This is a genomic window from Marinovum sp. E3 (assembly GCF_055755275.1).
Genome location: NZ_CM146908.1, coordinates 232,501 through 247,936, shown reverse-complemented (window position 1 = coordinate 247,936; position 15,436 = coordinate 232,501). Strand labels below are relative to the sequence as shown.

Sequence of the window (15,436 nt, the reverse complement as noted above, 5' to 3'; positions counted from 1 at the left end):
CCCAGCGGCCGTCAGACCGCCTGGTCGCAGCGCACCGCGCTTTCGGCCAGCTGCCGCAGGTGCTGTGGCGTGCCGGCGCAGCTGCTCTGCACCTCGGGACAGCGCGGCGCGAAGAGGCAGCCCCGCTGCGCCGCAAAGGGGTCCGCCGCCGCGGCGCCAAGCTTCTGCTCGGGCATGCCAAGCGCGGGATCGGGCAGCAACGTCGCCGCCAGCAAGGCCCGCGAATAGGGATGCCGTGGCCGGTCGAACAGGGCGTCGGTGGCGGCCTCTTCGATCTTCTGCCCGAGGTACATGACGGCCACCCGGTCGGCCAGATGCTCGACCACGGCGAGGTTGTGACTGACAAAGACCATGGTCAGGCCCAGCTCCTGCTTGAGCGACAGCAAGAGGTTGATGATCTGCGCCTGGACCGAGACATCCAGCGCCGAGGTCGGCTCGTCACAGATCAGAACTCGCGGATTCAGGATCAGCGCGCGGGCGATGGCCACCCGCTGGCGCTGGCCACCCGACAATTCCGAGGGATAGGAATCGGCCAGCCGCGACGGCAGGCCGACGAGATCGAACATCCGCGCCACCTCGGCCGCTTCGTTGCCGCCACCGTGCAGTCGCAGCGGCTGGCCGATCAGGCTCTGGATGCGCTTGACCGGGTTAAGCGAGGCGTTAGGATTCTGAAACACCGGCTGGATCAGACGGACGCGTTCGGCCACCGGCATGGCGCCGATCTTCTGCCCGGCGATCTCGACCGCGCCGCTGTCGGGCGATTGCAGGCCCAGCATGATGCTGACCGCCGTGCTCTTGCCGCAGCCGGATTCGCCGACCAGCCCCAGGGTCTCGCCTTCGGCCACCTCAAGCGACAGATCGTTGACCGCCACCAGCTCTTCGACCGGGGCGAACATGCCGCGCCGCAGGCGATAGGCCTTGCGGATGTTGTGCAGGCGGATCATCGGGGCGGTCATGTGCTGGCCTCCTCGGGGTTGACACATTCGACAAAGCGGCCCGCACCGATCCCGTGGCGCGGCACCGGATCGGCCGCGCAATCCGGCGCCGCCTGGGCGCAGCGGTCGCGGAAGGCGCAGCCCCGCAGCGTGCCGATCAGCCCGGGAACCCGCCCCGGGATCGCCGGCAAGGCGCTGCCGCGCGGCGTGACCCCCGGCACCGGGATCGCGGCCAGCAGACCGCGGGTGTAGGGATGGCGCGGACGGACAAAGAGATCGCGGGCCGGGGCGCGTTCGACGATCCGCCCGGCATACATCACCGCCACATCATCGGCGATGGCCGCCACCACCCCGAGATCATGGGTGATCAGCAGGATCGACAGCCCGAGATCGGCCTGCAACTCGCCTAGTAACTGAAGGATCTGGGCCTGGATGGTGACGTCGAGCGCGGTGGTCGGCTCATCCGCGATCAGCAGTTTCGGGCGGCCCATCAGCGCCGAGGCGATCATGATGCGCTGGCGCTGGCCGCCGGAAAAGCCGTGCGGATATTGCGCCAGCCGCGCCGCGGGATTGGAAATGCCCACCCGCTCGAGCATCTCTACGGCGCGGGCCTCGGCCGCCCTGCGGCTCAGCTTTTCGCTGCGCATCACCCCTTCGGTCAACTGCCGCCCGACGGTCAGCGTCGGGTTCAGCGCGCTGGTCGGATCCTGAAAGATCATCGCCACGTCGCGGCCGCGCATCCGGGCCAGCCCGGCGGCCGGTTTGCGGGTCAGATCCTGCCCGGCCATTTCGAACCGGTCGGTGGTGATCTGCGCCTGACGCGTCAGAAGCCCCATGATCGACGTGGCGGTCAGCGATTTGCCGCAGCCGGATTCCCCGACAAGACAGAGCGTCTGACCCCGCGCGATTTGCAGATCGACGCCGCGCACGGCGTTCAGCAGGCCCCGCTCGGTCGGAAGGGAGACCCGAAGGTCGCGGATATCGAGCATCATGTCAGTCATTTCCGTGCCGGCCCCGTGATGTCGCGCAGCCCGTCACCAAACAGGTTGACCGCCAGCACCAGCAGGCAGAGCGCCGAGCCCGGCAGCGCGATCAGCCAGGGGTCGAACAGGATATTGTCGCGGCCCTCGGCGATCATCAGTCCCCAGGACGGCGTTGGCGGCCGCACCCCCAGTCCGAGAAAGGACAGCGCCGCTTCGAGCAGGATCACATTGGCCACCTCGAGCGAGACCACGACCAGGATCGTGGCCCGCATGTTGGGCAGGATCTCGAGAAACAGGATGCGCGCGCGGCAGGCGCCGATAGCGCGCAGGCCCATGATGAACTCCTGATGCCGCAGGCCCTGCGCCGCCGCCCGCGTCACCACGGCGAAGCGGTCCCAGAGCAGCAGGCCCAGCACCGTGATCAGGGTGGTCAGCGAGGCCCCGCCCAGCGCCACCGCCGCCAGCGCCACCAGCACGATGGGCAGAGAGAGCCGGGTGGTGATGGCAAAACTAATCACCATGTCGATCCAGCCGCCGAAATAGCCGGCCAGCAACCCCAGGGTGATGCCGATGGCGCCCGACACAAGGATCACGCCCAGCCCGACACCCAGCGACACCCGGGCGCCATGGATCATCCGCGACAGGTAATCGCGGCCCAGGTGATCGGTGCCGAGGATGTGCTCGGGCACCGCGCGGTCATGCCAGAACGGCGGCAGCAGGCGGCGGGTCAGATCCTGCGCCAGCGGGTCATGCGGCGCCAGAACCGGGGCCAACACCGCAATCGCGACAATCACCGCCAGCAGCGTGCCGCCGATCATCACCCCGGTGTTGCCGAGCATCTTGCGCCAGGCCGAGGGGCGCGTGGTTTCCATGGTTGCTTCGGTCATCTCAGGTCGCTCCCCTCAGCCGCGGATCGAGCACCGCGTTCAGAATGTCGGCGCAGGTGGTCAGCAGGACATAGAGCAGCGACAGCACCAGAATGATCGCCTGCACCACCGGCAGATCGCTGCGCAACAGCGATTCCCAGGCGAGCCGTCCCAGCCCATTGAGTGCAAAGACGCTTTCGATCACGATCGAGCCGGACAGAAGCTGCCCGAGCTGAACCGCCGCCAGCGACACCAACGGCAGCACTGCATTGCGCAGCGCGTGGCGCGAGATCACCAGATGCATCGGCAGCCCCTTGGCCCGCGCCGCCCGCACGTAATCGGTGGCCAGCACGTCGATCATCCCGGAGCGGGTGATCCGCATCAGTTCCGGCACGGCGTAATAGCTCAGCACGATGACCGGCAGGATGAAACCCTGCCAGCTTTCGGCACCCGAGATCGGCACCATGCCGTACCGGACGCCAAAGACCACGATCGCCATCAGCCCGAGCCAGAAGCTGGGGATCGCCTGCCCCGACACGGCGATGATCAGCGCAATGCGGTCGATCCAGCCATTGGGGCGCAGTGCCGCGGCGATGCCCAGTGGCACCGCCACCGCCAGTGCGACCAGGAACGAGATGAATCCCAGCGTCAGCGTCACCCCGACGCGGTTGCCGATGATCTCGGTCACCGGCAGATTGAAATAGATGCTCTGCCCCAGATCGCCGGTCACCGCGCTGCCGATCCAGTCGAGATATTGCACGATCAGCGGCCGGTCGAAGCCATAGGCGATGCGGATCGCCTCGGCATCCTCGGCGCGGCCACCGGCGCCGGCGATGGCGATCGCCGGATCGCCCGAGAGGAACATCAGCGCGAAACTGAGCGCCGAAACCGTGACGCAGACGCAAAAGGCGACAAAGAGACGCCGGGAGAGGAAGCTGAGCATGGGGTCTTTCCGTTCATGGCGTGCCGGGCGGCGGGAAGCGCTCCGCCCGGCACAGGTCGTTAGTGAGGTCAGCCTATTTCCAGCTTGCCATCCACCAACGGGCGAACTCATCCGGGTGCGGGGTGAAGTTCAGATCGTTGGACAGGCCATAATTGACGTTGAAGTTGTACATCGGCATCCAATAGGCCTCTTCCGCGATCTTCTTGACCGCCATCGCATAATTCTCGGCCCGCACCGCGCGATCCGAAGCGGTATCGGCCTCGGTCAGCCATTCGGCCAGCTGCGCGTCCTGCACAAGATCATCCGCGCCGCCGCCAAAGAAATTCGACAGGATAAAGGCGGTGTCGCCGATGCCGTAGCTGCCCCAGTTCGAAAAGAACGCCGGCAGCTCGCGGGCCCGCCACTTGCCGATGCCGGAGGAATATTGCTGCTCGTTCAGCTCCAGCTTCACCCCGACATTGGCCAGGTCGGCGGCCACGGCCTCGGCGGTCGGGCGCGGCATGGCGGCAAAGACCATCTCCATCTCGAAGCCGTCCGCATAGCCCGCTTCGGCCAGCAACGCCTTGGCCTTTTCCGGGTCGAAGTCATAGGCGGCGACATCCTGTTCGCAGCCGAATTGCGCCGGGTTGCAGGGGGTATTGAGCACTTTCGACGCGCCGCCGGCGAATGCCTCGACAATCGCGCCGCGGTTGGTGGCGTGGATCAGCGCCTGTCGCACCTTCTTGTCGGCGATCGGGCTGTCGCCGGCCAGCGCCTCGGGGGCAAAGCCGACATAGCCGATGCGCATGATCGGCGCGCTGATGATCTGCACCCGGCCCTCGAGCCGCGCCGCCTGATCCGGTGGAATCCGCCAGATCCAGTCAAGATCGCCCGACATCAGCTCGGCATATTGGGTGTTCATCTCGGGGATGGTGCGCACGGTGATCGCGTCGATGGTGGCGCCGGCCTTGGGGCTGCCTGCGTAATGGTCCTCGAACCGCTCGAGCTGATAGCGAATGCCCGGCTCCTGGCTGACCAGCTTGTAGGGGCCGGTGCCGATGGGCGTGGCCGCCATGCCGCTTGATCCGTTTTCGCCAAAGAAGTCATGCGGATAGATCGGCAGCGCATCGGCCAGCATCTCGACCGCGCCGGCAAAGGGCTTGGACATGTTGATGCGCACCTTGTAATCGGCCAGCTTCTCGACGCTTTCGATCCAGTCGACCGAGATCGAATAGCGGGTGCCGTATTCCGGGGTGATCACGGTGTTCAGCGTCGTCACCACGTCATCGGCGGTGAAATCGGCGCCATTGTGGAACTTGACGCCCTGACGCAGGGTGAATTCCATGGTCAGCGGACCGGTGAATTCCCAGGATTCGGCCAGCGCGGGCACGATCTCGCCGGTGTCGAGGTTCTTGTAGAGCAGGCCGTCGTAGATGTGCCGCGCCAGGATCAGGCCCTGGCGGCCGGCGATCTTGTAGGTGTCGAGCGGCTCGGGCTCGGCGGCAAAGGCGACGTTCAGCGTGTTGCTGGCCTTGTCGGCGCTGGCCGGCGTGCCAAGCGTCAGGGCGGTACAGGCGGCCAGCGCCGCCAGTCCGGTCAGGGATGTCTTGAAGATGTCAGTCATGTCTCTCTCTGTTGGTTGGCTGATGGGGAGGGGGAAGGCCGGCCGGTTTTCCGGTCTCTGGCGGGATCAGGCGGCGCGGGTGATATCGGCAAGGGTTTCCCCGGCGCGCAGCCGCGCCAGGAGCAGGCGTTCCTCGGCCTGCATCTGGCGGGCGCGGCGGATATGGGCCTCGGACTCACCGGGCGGGATGACCACAACGCCGCTCTCGTCGGCGAGCACCAGCTCGCCGGGGCGCACAGCGACGCCGCCGCAGTTGATGGTGACATTGACGGCGCCGCCCAAACGGCGCGGTTTGGTGGTGACCGGCGAACGGCCACGGCACCAGACCGGAAAATCCTCGGCGAGGATCGCCGAGCGGTCGGTGACAAAGCCGTCGATCACCGTGCCGACCACGCCGCGCGCCTTGGCGGCGCAAGTGGTGACCGCGCCCCAGCAGGCATGGCGCAGGTCGCCGCAGCGGTCGATGACGATCACCTGCCCCGGTTCGGCACGCGACAGCGCCTCGACCAGGATCGAGCCATCGTCACCGGGCATCCGCACCGTCAGCGCCGGGCCGAAGATACGGCGCTCGGGCAGCAGCGCCTGAAGCGCGGGGGCCATGAAACCCGACTCGAGAAAGTGCCCGAGTGTCGCGGTTTCCACATCCGAGAGATCGTCTTGTGCCGTCATGCCCTGTCCTGACCTTTGGGGTTGCCCGTAGAGAAGACGCACAGGCACGGTCAGGGTCAAATAGTCGGGGGTTATGGCAACCATAACCCCCCTTTCGCACCGCTCAGAGCGCGGCGGTGACGATGAACTCCACCTTGTACTCCGGCGTCGCCAGCTTGGCCTCGCCACAGGCGCGCGCCGCCGGGTTGGCCGGATCGATCCAGGCGTCGTAAACCGCGTTCATTTCCTGGAAATCGCCCATGTCGGCCAACCAGATAATGACCTGCAACAGCATGGATTTGTTGCTGCCGGCCTCGTCCAGCAGGGTATCGATGGCCGCCAGGCAATCGCGGGTCTGGGTCGCGACATCGGCGCCGGCGGTGCCGACCTGGCCGGCCAGATAGACGGTGTCGTTGTGGATCACGACCTGACTCATGCGGGGGCCGGGGTGAAGACGGGTAATGCTCATGCTTCTCGCTTTCTGATTAAAACTTCGGCAAGCTTAGCCGACCCTGCACATTCCTTACAGGCTGGCTTCATAGCCGGAAAGAATGGCATTAATAGAGTCGCCTTATGTTACGGTTGCCTCAAGAACAGGCACTCCGGCCCTGAACAGAACTGAAAGTTAAGACCCCGCATGGATCAGCAATCGGACCTGAACTGGAACCTGCTCCGCATGTTCTATGTGATTGCCAAGGAACAAAGCATCACCAAGGCCGCCCAACGCCTGGGACTCAGCCAGCCTTCGGTCAGCAATGCGCTGCAAAAGCTCGAAACCCAGCTCGAATGTCAGCTAGTGTTCCGTGACAGCCGCCACTTCGAGCTGACGACGCGGGGCGACAAGATCTTTCAGGAATGCCGCGACATCTTTCACAGCGCCGAGCGGATCAACCTTCTGGGGCGTGACGCCGAAGAGGAAGAGCGCGGGCGGGTTCGCTATCTGATCGTGTCAAACCTGATCTCGCCGATGCTCGACGAGATGCTGCGGCTCTATCACCAGCGTCACCCGTCGGTGGTGTTCCAGAGCGAGGTGAAGAACAGCCAGTCGATTGTCCGCTCGATCCAGCAGAACCGCGCGACCCTGGGCTTTTGCCTTCTGGCCCGGCCGCTGGTCAACCTGCCCTCGATCCGGCTGTTTCGCGAGGAATTCAGCGTGTTCTGCGGCGCCGAACATCCGCTGTTCGGCCAGGACTCGGTCAATCTTCGCGATCTTCAGCGCGAGCCCTTCATCTCGTTCGCCTGCGCCACTGAGGGCATGGGGCTGGAGCCGATGACGGTGCTGCGCGAGGGCATGCGACTGGGCAACAGGATCAACGGGCTGAGCACCAATATCGAGGAAATCCGCCGGATGATCGTGGCCGGGCTGGGCATTGGCCTGCTGCCGCTGATGACCTCGGACGAGGATGTGCGGCGCGGCGACCTCTGGCCGCTCAAGATCTCGGACGAGCCGATCGGCGCGGATGTCTATCTGGTGCATGCTCCGATGGAGAAGCTTTCCCCATCAGAGCAGAAGTTCGTGGCCATCGTGCAGGAGCTTCTGGCGCTTTATCCCGACATGGCCTGACCGGCTGCCAGATCGGCCGCCGCCAGATCCTGAAGCGCCATGCCGGCGGATTTGAACACCGTGCGCGCCGCCGCATCGCTGCGGCCGGGATGCCGCTGCTGGCACAGCTCGGCAAGGTCGGCGCGGATATGCCCGGGCTCGATCCGCCCCGCGTCCAGCGGTTGTGACAGATCGCCGGCCAGCATCGCCCCGGCGCGCAGATCGACAAAGACCTGCGCCTGCGCGATCGCCCGATCGTCGCTTTCGCGCATGTCGCCCTTGAAGGCGCCGATCAGGTCGAGGTGGCTGCCCGGTTTCAGCCAGTCGCCCCGGATGATCGGCCGGGTCGAAGCGGTGACCGTGCTGATCACATCCGCCGCCCGGCAGGTCGCCTCCAGATCCTCGGCCACCTCGGCCGGCAGGCCAGCCTGGGCCAGCTCTGCCGCCACCGCCGCCGCCTTGTCGCGGCTGCGCCCCCAGATCGACACGCGGTCATAGCTGCGGGTGGTGCAATGCGCCTCGGCCACCGCGCGCGAGAGCTGGCCGGTGCCGACCACCAGCAGATGCGCCGCATCCCGGCGCGCCAGATAGCCGGCGGCCAGCGCCGAGGCGGCGGCGGTGCGCCGGGCGGTCAGCGCATCGCCGTCAAGCGCCGCCTTCATCTGGCCGGTCTCGCCATCGAACAGCAGATAGCCGGCGTTGATCGTCGGCCGGCCCTTGGCGGCATTGGCGGGAAAGAAGCTGACAACCTTGACGCCGATGCGCGCCCCCGGCACCCAGGCCGGCATGATCAGCAAAGAGGCCTCGCTGCCGTCGGGCTGGGCGATGGAGAGCACTTGCCGGTCAGGCGCGGTCACCGCATCGCTGCGATACCAGTCCCGCAGTTGCGCGATCAGCTCGGGCCATCCCAGCCCGGCCTCGAGCGCGTCATGTCCGATCATCACGCTCATCGGTCGGCCCGGTTGACGACCGCATGCATCAGGATGTTCAGCCCGGCGAGGAAATCCTCGGGCTCGCAATGCTCTTCGTTGTTGTGGGTGATGCCGTTCTTGCAGGGGGTAAAGATCATGGCCGTCGGGCAATGGGTGGCCAGGAAATAGGCGTCATGACCCGCCTGGCTCTGAATGTCGCGCCAGTTGAAGCCCATGCGGATCGCCTCGTTGCGCACGCCGTCGATCATCTCGGCGTCAAAGATGTCGCCGCCCCATTCCCATTCGTCTTCGATCACCGCGTCGCAGCCGCAGCGGGCGGCCGATTCAAACAGCGCCCGGCGCATCTTTTCCGCCATCGCGCGGGTGGTGATCGGGTCGGGGTGGCGCACGTCGCAGACCGCTTCGGCGGTGTCCGACAGAATGCCCGGCTTGTTCGGCCAAGCGGTCAGCCGCGCGGCGGTGGCCTTGCCGTCATGCACCGCGAAATCCCAGCCGATATCGTCCACCGCCGTCAGCCAGCGGGCGCCCGCCGCCAGCGCATTCTTGCGCAGGTCCATCGGCGTCGGCCCGGTGTGCGAGGTCTGGCCCCTGAACGATGCCCGCATGCCGCGCACCGGATAGCCGCCGGTGACGACGCCGACCTGGCGGTTTTCGGCATCGAGGATCGGCCCCTGCTCGATATGCAGCTCGAAATAGGCGTCGATCTCGCCGGCCTTGCAGGTGCGGTCGCCCTTGTACCCGATCCGCTCCAGTTCATCGCCGAAGCGCGCGCCATCGTCGCCCACCAGGTCATGCACCCAGTCGATGTCGTATTTGCCGATGAAACAGCCCGAGGCCACCATCGGCGGCGAAAACCGCGCGCCTTCCTCGTTGGTCCAATCGACCACGACAATCGGTCGTTTGGTGACATGGCCGGCGTCGTTCAGGCTGCGGATCACCTCGAGCCCGGCCAGCACGCCGGCAATACCGTCGAAGCGGCCGCCGTTGATCTGGGTGTCAAGGTGGCTGCCGATCAGGATCGGCGGCAGATCGTTGTCACTGCCGTCACGGCGGCCAAAGATATTGCCCGCCTCATCCACCTCGACCGCCAGCCCCGCCTCTTCGCACCAGCGGCGGAACAGGTCGCGCATGCTGCGGTCGTCGTCGCTGAGCGTCAGCCGCGACAACCCGCCGGGCCGGCCTTTGCCGATCGCGCCAGAGGCTTCGATGGTCGACCAGAAACGATCAAGGTCGACGCGGGTATCGGGGAGCAATGGCATGGGAACCTTCTTTCTTTCAGGAGCCGGGGATCAGAACAGGATCGCCGGGAGATCGGTAATCAGAACGGGAAACAGCACCAGCAGCAGCAGCACGCCGACCATCACGCCGAGGAACGGGACAAGATATCGGAACGAGGCGCTGAGCGGGATTTCCCCGACACGGCAGGCCGCCATCAGGTCGATGCCGAGCGGGGGCGTATTGGCGCCGATGGCGAGGTTGATGGTCAGCAGGATGCCGAAATAGACCGGATCGATGCCGTAATGCGCCAGGATCGGCAGGAAAACCGGCGCCAGGATCAGGATGATCGCGATGCTTTCCATGAAAGTGCCGAGAACCAGCAACACCAGCATCATGAGCAAGAGCGCGACAGTGCCGCTTTCGGTCGCCTGGGTGATGCCGGCGACGGCCATCTGCGGCACCTGCTCGGCGGCGAGGATCCAGCCGAAAACCGAGGCCGAGGCGATGACCAGCAGGATCACGCCGGTCATCTCGGTGGTTTCCCGCAACAGCCGCATCAGCGTTGCCAGCGTCAGTGCACGGTAGACAAAGACGCCGATGAACAGCGCATAGGCCACGCCGATGCCGGCGGCCTCGGTCGGGGTGAAGATGCCCAGCCGGATGCCGCCGACAATGATGATCGGCGCCAGCATGGCCAGGATCGAGCCCTTGGCGGCGCGGCCCAACTCTCCCCAGGAAAAGGGCTCGCCGCCCTGCCAGCCATTGCGGCGCGAAATCCACCAGGCCACCAGCATCAGCCCGAGGCCAAGCAGGATGCCGGGGATGATGGCGGCGACAAAGAGCTGGCCGATCGAGCTGTTGGTGGCAGTGCCATAGACGATCAGCACGATCGACGGCGGAATCACCGTGCCGAGCGAACCGGCGCAGCCCAGCGCCGACGCCGAGAACCCCGGCGCATAGCCCTGATCGCGCATCGCCGGCAGCATCATCGTGCCAATGGCGACCACATCGGCCACGCCCGAGCCCGAAAGCGAGCCGAACATCATGCAGGCGATGATCATCACCATCGCCAGCCCGCCGGTGCGCCGCCCGATCAGCGCCGCGCAAAAGGCGATGATCCTGGGCGCCAGCCCGCCGTGGACCATCAGCAGCCCGGCCAGCAAGAACAGCGGGATCGCCAGCAGGGTGAAACTGTTGATCCCCGCCACCGCGCGCTGCGCCACGACGATCATCGGCGCGGCATCGGCAATCAGCAGGTAGAACATCGATGACAGGCCAAGCGCCACGGCGATCGGCGCATCCAGCAGCACCAGAACAGCAAAGACAATCAGCAGAAGTGCAAGCGCAAGGCTCATTCCCGCCCCCCTTTCAGGATCAGACCCAGCAGCGCGAGCCCGCAGCAGACCGGCAGTGACAGGTAAAACAGGCCGACCGGCAGTGAGAGCGCGGTGGTCTGATGGCTCCAGGTTATTCCGGTCAGCCGGGCGCCGGTCCAGATGAACACCCCGAGAAAGACAGCGCTGGCCAGCCAGGCCAGAATCGCCAGCCCGCGGCGCAGAAGCGGTGGCAAGGCGATCAGGTCGAGCAGCCCGGCGCGAAAATGCGAGCCACGCACGAAGCCCGAGATCGCGCCGACAAAGGTCAGCCAGACCAGTGCCAGCCGCGGCAGCTCTTCGGCCCAGCGCGGTGTCGAGGAAAACAGGTAGCGCGAGATCACCACATAGACGACCATCGCGGCGAACCCCGCCACCAGTGCCGCGCCGGACCAGCGCGCGGCGCGGTCGATGGTTCCGGCCGCGCGCAGCGACCCGTCTTTCAATGTCATGGGTTCAGAAATCCTTCGGGGCCGCGGCAGAGCGTGCATTCGTCGCAATAGGCGGCCACAACCACCCATTCATCCGAGATCACCTCGACCGTGTGGTCGAGCCCGGGCGGCAGGCGCACCGCGGTGCCTTCGGTCATGTGGTAGGTTTCGCCCCCGGCGCGCAGGATCGCCTCGCCTTTCAGCGTCAGCGTCACCTCGTCGCGGGGATGGCTGTGGGCGGTGGATTTCGCGCCCTTCCGGCCGGTGGTCACGGTCAGCTTGAGAAAGCCCTCGCCGCGCGCCGCCGGAGAAAACAGCACTTTCTGCGAAAAGTCGTAAAGTTGCACCGGCTCGACCGATGCAACTTCTGTTATTTCGGGCCGCAGGCTCATTTCCGGTACTGGTCGAGCACGCTCAGCAGCTCTTCGCCATAGACATCCTTCTGGCTTTCCCAGATCGGCGCCACGGCGTCGATGAACGCAGCCTTGTCGACTTCGTTGAACTGCATGCCCTTGTCTTTCAGCTGGGCGATCAGTTCATCGTTGGCGGCGGCGACCATGTCGCGCTGTTGCAGGCCCCAGGACGTGGCCGCCTCCATGACGATCTCCTGATCCTCGGGCGCGATCTTGTTCCAGGTGGCGTTCGACATGGTCAGCGTCGCCGCGCCCCAGATGTGCTCGGAGAGCGAGACATATTTCTGCACCTCGAAGAAGGAGGCCGAAAAGATGATCGCCAGCGGGTTTTCCTGGGCGTCGAACAACCCCTGTTGCAGCGCGGAATACAGCTCGCCGAAGGACAGCGGCGCAGGCTCGGCGCCCAGGCCTTCAAAGGTGGCGAGGCGCACCTTGTCCGGGGTGACGCGGATTTTCAGGCCGGCGAGATCCTCGGGGGTCTCGATCGGACGGACGTTGTTGGTGATGTTGCGGAAGCCGTTTTCCCACCAGCCGAGCACCTTGATGCCCTTGGCGTCGAGCATGCCGGCCAGTTCGGCGCCCAGTTCGCCGTCAAGCGCCGCAAAGGCCTGATCGCGCGCGCCCCAGGCATAGGGCATTTCGATGATGCCCATCCGCGGCTCGATCCCCTGGAACGACCCCGAACCGATCAGACCGGCCTGGACCGAGCCGAACTGCATGCCTTCGATCACTTCCTTTTCGCTGCCGAGCTGGCCCGAAGGGAAGACCTCGATGGCAACCCTGCCGTCGGTCCGCTGGTCGACCTCCTCGGCAAAACCGGTGGCCGCGACATGCCAGCTGTGGCTCTCGGGCAGGACGTGGCCGAGACGCACCGAAACTTCGGCAGCCAGGGCGGCGACGGGCGCCAGCCCGGCAAGGCAGGCCGCCAGCAGGCCGGTGCGGATCAGGGGGAAGGGGGATGTCATGTTCGGGTCTCCTGTTGAGCGATTATTGTCGCCGAAGAAACACCGAACGCAGAATTTGCGCAAATAAGCCAGGGCTATGGTTGGAACAGTTTTTCCGAATGGTCACGCGCTCTCCGTCTTGAAAGACGTTTGCGCCGACGAAAGGCCTCTCCGGCCATACCAGGAAGTACAGTCCTGAGAGGGCTGGTCTGTTTTGGCGGTATATTTTTGTGTGTAGATTTGGTTGCGGGGAGAGGATTTGAACCTCTGACCTTCAGGTTATGAGCCTGACGAGCTACCGGGCTGCTCCACCCCGCGACACTTTTGTTGGCCTGCTGCCTTGCGGTTGCTTGAGGCCGGTGCGGCCTCGCGCCTGACGGCTGTTTGAGGCCTGGGTGTTTCATCGTTTTGAGAGATACGTATTATCGGGGCTTATCAGGTTTGGCGATGACCTACTCTCCCACGTCTTGAGACGCAGTACCATTGGCGCGACGGCACTTAACGGCCGGGTTCGGGATGGGACCGGGTGTTTTGCTCGTGCTGTGATCACCAAACCGGGAAAGCCCCGGTATTTTGCGCTACCGCCTATTCGGCTACTTGAGCGCGTTATGCGTTCAAGGCCGTAAGACAGAGGCAAATTCCAAGTCAAGTTACTGATATATGTGTGTGTAGTTTGCTTTGATCGTGACCAGTTTGACAAATCTGTCTGTTACTGGATCAAATCAAGCCTATCGGACCATTAGTACCGGTCAACTGAATGCATTACTGCACTTACATCTCCGGCCTATCGACGTGGTGGTCTACCACGGTCCTCAGGGATACCTTGTTTTGAGGGGGGCTTCCCGCTTAGATGCCTTCAGCGGTTATCCTGTCCGATCATAGCTACCCTGCACTGCTGCTGGCGCAACAACAGGTCCACCAGTGGATCGTTCACCCCGGTCCTCTCGTACTAGGGGCAACTCCTCTCAAGTATCCTACACCCACGGCAGATAGGGACCGAACTGTCTCACGACGTTCTAAACCCAGCTCACGTACCTCTTTAAACGGCGAACAGCCGTACCCTTGGGACCTGCTCCAGCCCCAGGATGAGATGAGCCGACATCGAGGTGCCAAACACTGCCGTCGATATGGACTCTTGGGCAGTATCAGCCTGTTATCCCCGGCGTACCTTTTATCCGTTGAGCGATGGCCCTTCCACTCGGGACCACCGGATCACTATGACCGACTTTCGTCTCTGCTCGTCTTGTCAGACTTGCAGTCAGGCTGGCTTCTGCCATTGCACTCAACGACCGATTTCCGACCGGTCTGAGCCAACCATCGCGCGCCTCCGTTACTCTTTAGGAGGCGACCGCCCCAGTCAAACTACCCGCCACGCAGGGTCCCGGATCCGGATAACGGACCGCGGTTAGACATCAAGAATGCAAAGGGTGGTATCTCAAGGGAGGCTCCACGCAAACTGGCGTTCGCGCTTCAAAGCCCACCACCTATCCTGCACATTGCAGTCCTGATGCCAGTGCGAAGCTGTAGTAAAGGTGCACGGGGTCTTTCCGTCTAACCGCGGGAAGCCTGCATCTTGACAGGCAATTCAATTTCGCTGAGTCGATGTTGGAGACAGCGGGGAAGTCGTTACGCCATTCGTGCAGGTCGGAACTTACCCGACAAGGAATTTCGCTACCTTAGGACCGTTATAGTTACGGCCGCCGTTTACCTGGGCTTCAATTCAAGGCTCTCACCTCTCCTTTTAACCTTCAGGCACCGGGCAGGCGTCAGACCCTATACGTCGTCTTGCGACTTCGCAGAGCCCTGTGTTTTTAGTAAACAGTCGCCACCCCCTGGTTTGTGCCCCCAGCCCCTAGTTGCCTAGGAACCGGGCCTCCTTCTCGCGAACTTACGGAGGTATTTTGCCGAGTTCCTTCAACATCGTTCTCTCAAGCGCCTTGGTATTCTCTACCAGTCCACCTGTGTCGGTTTAGGGTACGGTCTGATGGAGGGCTATTTCCAGGGACCAATAAGCAGCCCATTCAATCCGATAAGAATGAACTACCCTCTTGATCCGTCACATCCTCCTGGCCCACGAATATTAACGTGGTTCCCATCGGCTACGCATTTCTGCCTCGCCTTAGGGGCCGGCTTACCCTGCTCAGATTAGCTTTAAGCAGGAACCCTTGGACTTTCGGCGAGAGTGTCTCTCACACTCTTTGTCGCTACTCATGTCATCATTCTCGCTAGTGATCTCTCCACCGGATCGCTCACGCGCCGGCTTCACAGAAAGAACCCGTTCCTCCAAGGCGATCCGAGGATCGCTAAAGAGGAGAGGTCCTATGTCACACTACGCTCTGCTACCATGCCTTACGGCATCCTAAGCTTCGGCTCATGGCTTGAGCCCCGTTACATCTTCGCCGCAGGACAACTTGTTTAGACCAGTGAGCTGTTACGCTATCTTTAAAGGATGGCTGCTTCTAAGCCAACCTCCTGGTTGTTTTGGTCGTCCCACCTGCTTTCCCACTTAGCCATGAATTGGGGGCCTTAGCTGTAGGTCAGGGTTGTTTCCCTCTCCACTACGGACGTTAGCATCCGCAGTGTGTCTGCCATCTAGTACTCCCG

Annotated in this window: 14 protein-coding genes, 1 tRNA gene and 2 rRNA genes (1 of these 17 cut by a window edge); 1 reads left to right on the top strand and 16 read right to left on the bottom strand. The window is 64.0% G+C overall.

What is annotated here, in order from left to right; translation table 11 throughout:
• Positions 1-11: 11 nt before the first annotated feature.
• From AC0J5K_RS01160 to AC0J5K_RS01130, 7 genes are all read right to left on the bottom strand, one after another.
• On the bottom strand, positions 12-956 hold the full coding sequence (locus tag AC0J5K_RS01160) for an oligopeptide/dipeptide ABC transporter ATP-binding protein (protein ID WP_274565888.1): 945 nt from the start codon (positions 954-956) through the stop codon (positions 12-14).
• Positions 953-1,927: an ABC transporter ATP-binding protein gene (locus AC0J5K_RS01155; protein ID WP_083416037.1), complete on the bottom strand. Its 975-nt coding sequence runs from the start codon at positions 1,925-1,927 to the stop codon at positions 953-955. The genes AC0J5K_RS01160 and AC0J5K_RS01155 overlap by 4 nt, the downstream gene beginning before the upstream one ends.
• Positions 1,928-1,932: 5 nt before the next feature.
• The gene (locus AC0J5K_RS01150) at positions 1,933-2,805 is read right to left on the bottom strand and encodes an ABC transporter permease (RefSeq protein ID WP_274565889.1); all 873 of its coding nucleotides are present in this window, start codon (positions 2,803-2,805) and stop codon (positions 1,933-1,935) included.
• Position 2,806: 1 nt separating this feature from the next.
• Complete coding sequence (locus tag AC0J5K_RS01145; RefSeq protein WP_274565890.1) at positions 2,807-3,727, bottom strand: ABC transporter permease; 921 nt, start codon at positions 3,725-3,727, stop codon at positions 2,807-2,809.
• Positions 3,728-3,800: 73 nt separating this feature from the next.
• Complete coding sequence (locus AC0J5K_RS01140; protein WP_074836829.1) at positions 3,801-5,330, bottom strand: ABC transporter substrate-binding protein; 1,530 nt, start codon at positions 5,328-5,330, stop codon at positions 3,801-3,803.
• Positions 5,331-5,396: 66 nt separating this feature from the next.
• Positions 5,397-5,999 carry an RraA family protein gene (locus tag AC0J5K_RS01135; protein ID WP_074836827.1) on the bottom strand — a complete coding sequence of 201 codons (603 nt, stop codon included), beginning with the start codon at positions 5,997-5,999 and terminating at the stop codon, positions 5,397-5,399.
• A 103-nt stretch (positions 6,000-6,102) separates the two neighbouring features.
• Positions 6,103-6,447 carry a RidA family protein gene (locus AC0J5K_RS01130; protein WP_274565891.1) on the bottom strand — a complete coding sequence of 115 codons (345 nt, stop codon included), beginning with the start codon at positions 6,445-6,447 and terminating at the stop codon, positions 6,103-6,105.
• 168 nt (positions 6,448-6,615) lie between these two features.
• On the opposite strand from AC0J5K_RS01130, the gene AC0J5K_RS01125 reads away from it, so the two are divergent.
• Positions 6,616-7,542, top strand: a complete 927-nt coding sequence (locus AC0J5K_RS01125; protein ID WP_074836825.1) for a LysR family transcriptional regulator — start codon at positions 6,616-6,618, stop codon at positions 7,540-7,542.
• Here AC0J5K_RS01125 and lhpI read toward each other — a convergent pair.
• The 9 genes from lhpI to AC0J5K_RS01080 all read right to left on the bottom strand — a co-directional run.
• Positions 7,524-8,471, bottom strand: a complete 948-nt coding sequence (gene lhpI, locus AC0J5K_RS01120) for a bifunctional Delta(1)-pyrroline-2-carboxylate/Delta(1)-piperideine-2-carboxylate reductase (RefSeq protein WP_274565892.1) — start codon at positions 8,469-8,471, stop codon at positions 7,524-7,526. The genes AC0J5K_RS01125 and lhpI overlap by 19 nt on opposite strands.
• A complete protein-coding gene (locus AC0J5K_RS01115; RefSeq protein ID WP_048529200.1) occupies positions 8,468-9,712 on the bottom strand; it encodes a Zn-dependent hydrolase in 1,245 nt (414 codons plus the stop codon). Before AC0J5K_RS01115 ends, lhpI begins: the two co-directional genes overlap by 4 nt.
• A 30-nt stretch (positions 9,713-9,742) precedes the next feature.
• Positions 9,743-11,026, bottom strand: coding sequence for a TRAP transporter large permease (locus tag AC0J5K_RS01110; protein ID WP_274565893.1), 1,284 nt, complete (start codon positions 11,024-11,026; stop codon positions 9,743-9,745).
• Positions 11,023-11,496: a TRAP transporter small permease gene (locus tag AC0J5K_RS01105; protein WP_074836819.1), complete on the bottom strand. Its 474-nt coding sequence runs from the start codon at positions 11,494-11,496 to the stop codon at positions 11,023-11,025. The genes AC0J5K_RS01110 and AC0J5K_RS01105 overlap by 4 nt, the downstream gene beginning before the upstream one ends.
• The gene (locus tag AC0J5K_RS01100) at positions 11,493-11,867 is read right to left on the bottom strand and encodes a cupin domain-containing protein (RefSeq protein WP_244526494.1); all 375 of its coding nucleotides are present in this window, start codon (positions 11,865-11,867) and stop codon (positions 11,493-11,495) included. Before AC0J5K_RS01100 ends, AC0J5K_RS01105 begins: the two co-directional genes overlap by 4 nt.
• Positions 11,864-12,853 (bottom strand): TRAP transporter substrate-binding protein, encoded by a 990-nt coding sequence (locus AC0J5K_RS01095; protein WP_274565894.1) that lies wholly within the window; start codon positions 12,851-12,853, stop codon positions 11,864-11,866. Before AC0J5K_RS01095 ends, AC0J5K_RS01100 begins: the two co-directional genes overlap by 4 nt.
• A 220-nt stretch (positions 12,854-13,073) precedes the next feature.
• Positions 13,074-13,150, bottom strand: a tRNA-Met gene (locus AC0J5K_RS01090).
• A 121-nt stretch (positions 13,151-13,271) separates the two neighbouring features.
• Positions 13,272-13,386, bottom strand: a 5S ribosomal RNA gene (gene rrf, locus AC0J5K_RS01085).
• 164 nt (positions 13,387-13,550) lie between these two features.
• Positions 13,551-15,436, bottom strand: a 23S ribosomal RNA gene (locus AC0J5K_RS01080) (it continues 1,542 nt past the right edge of the window).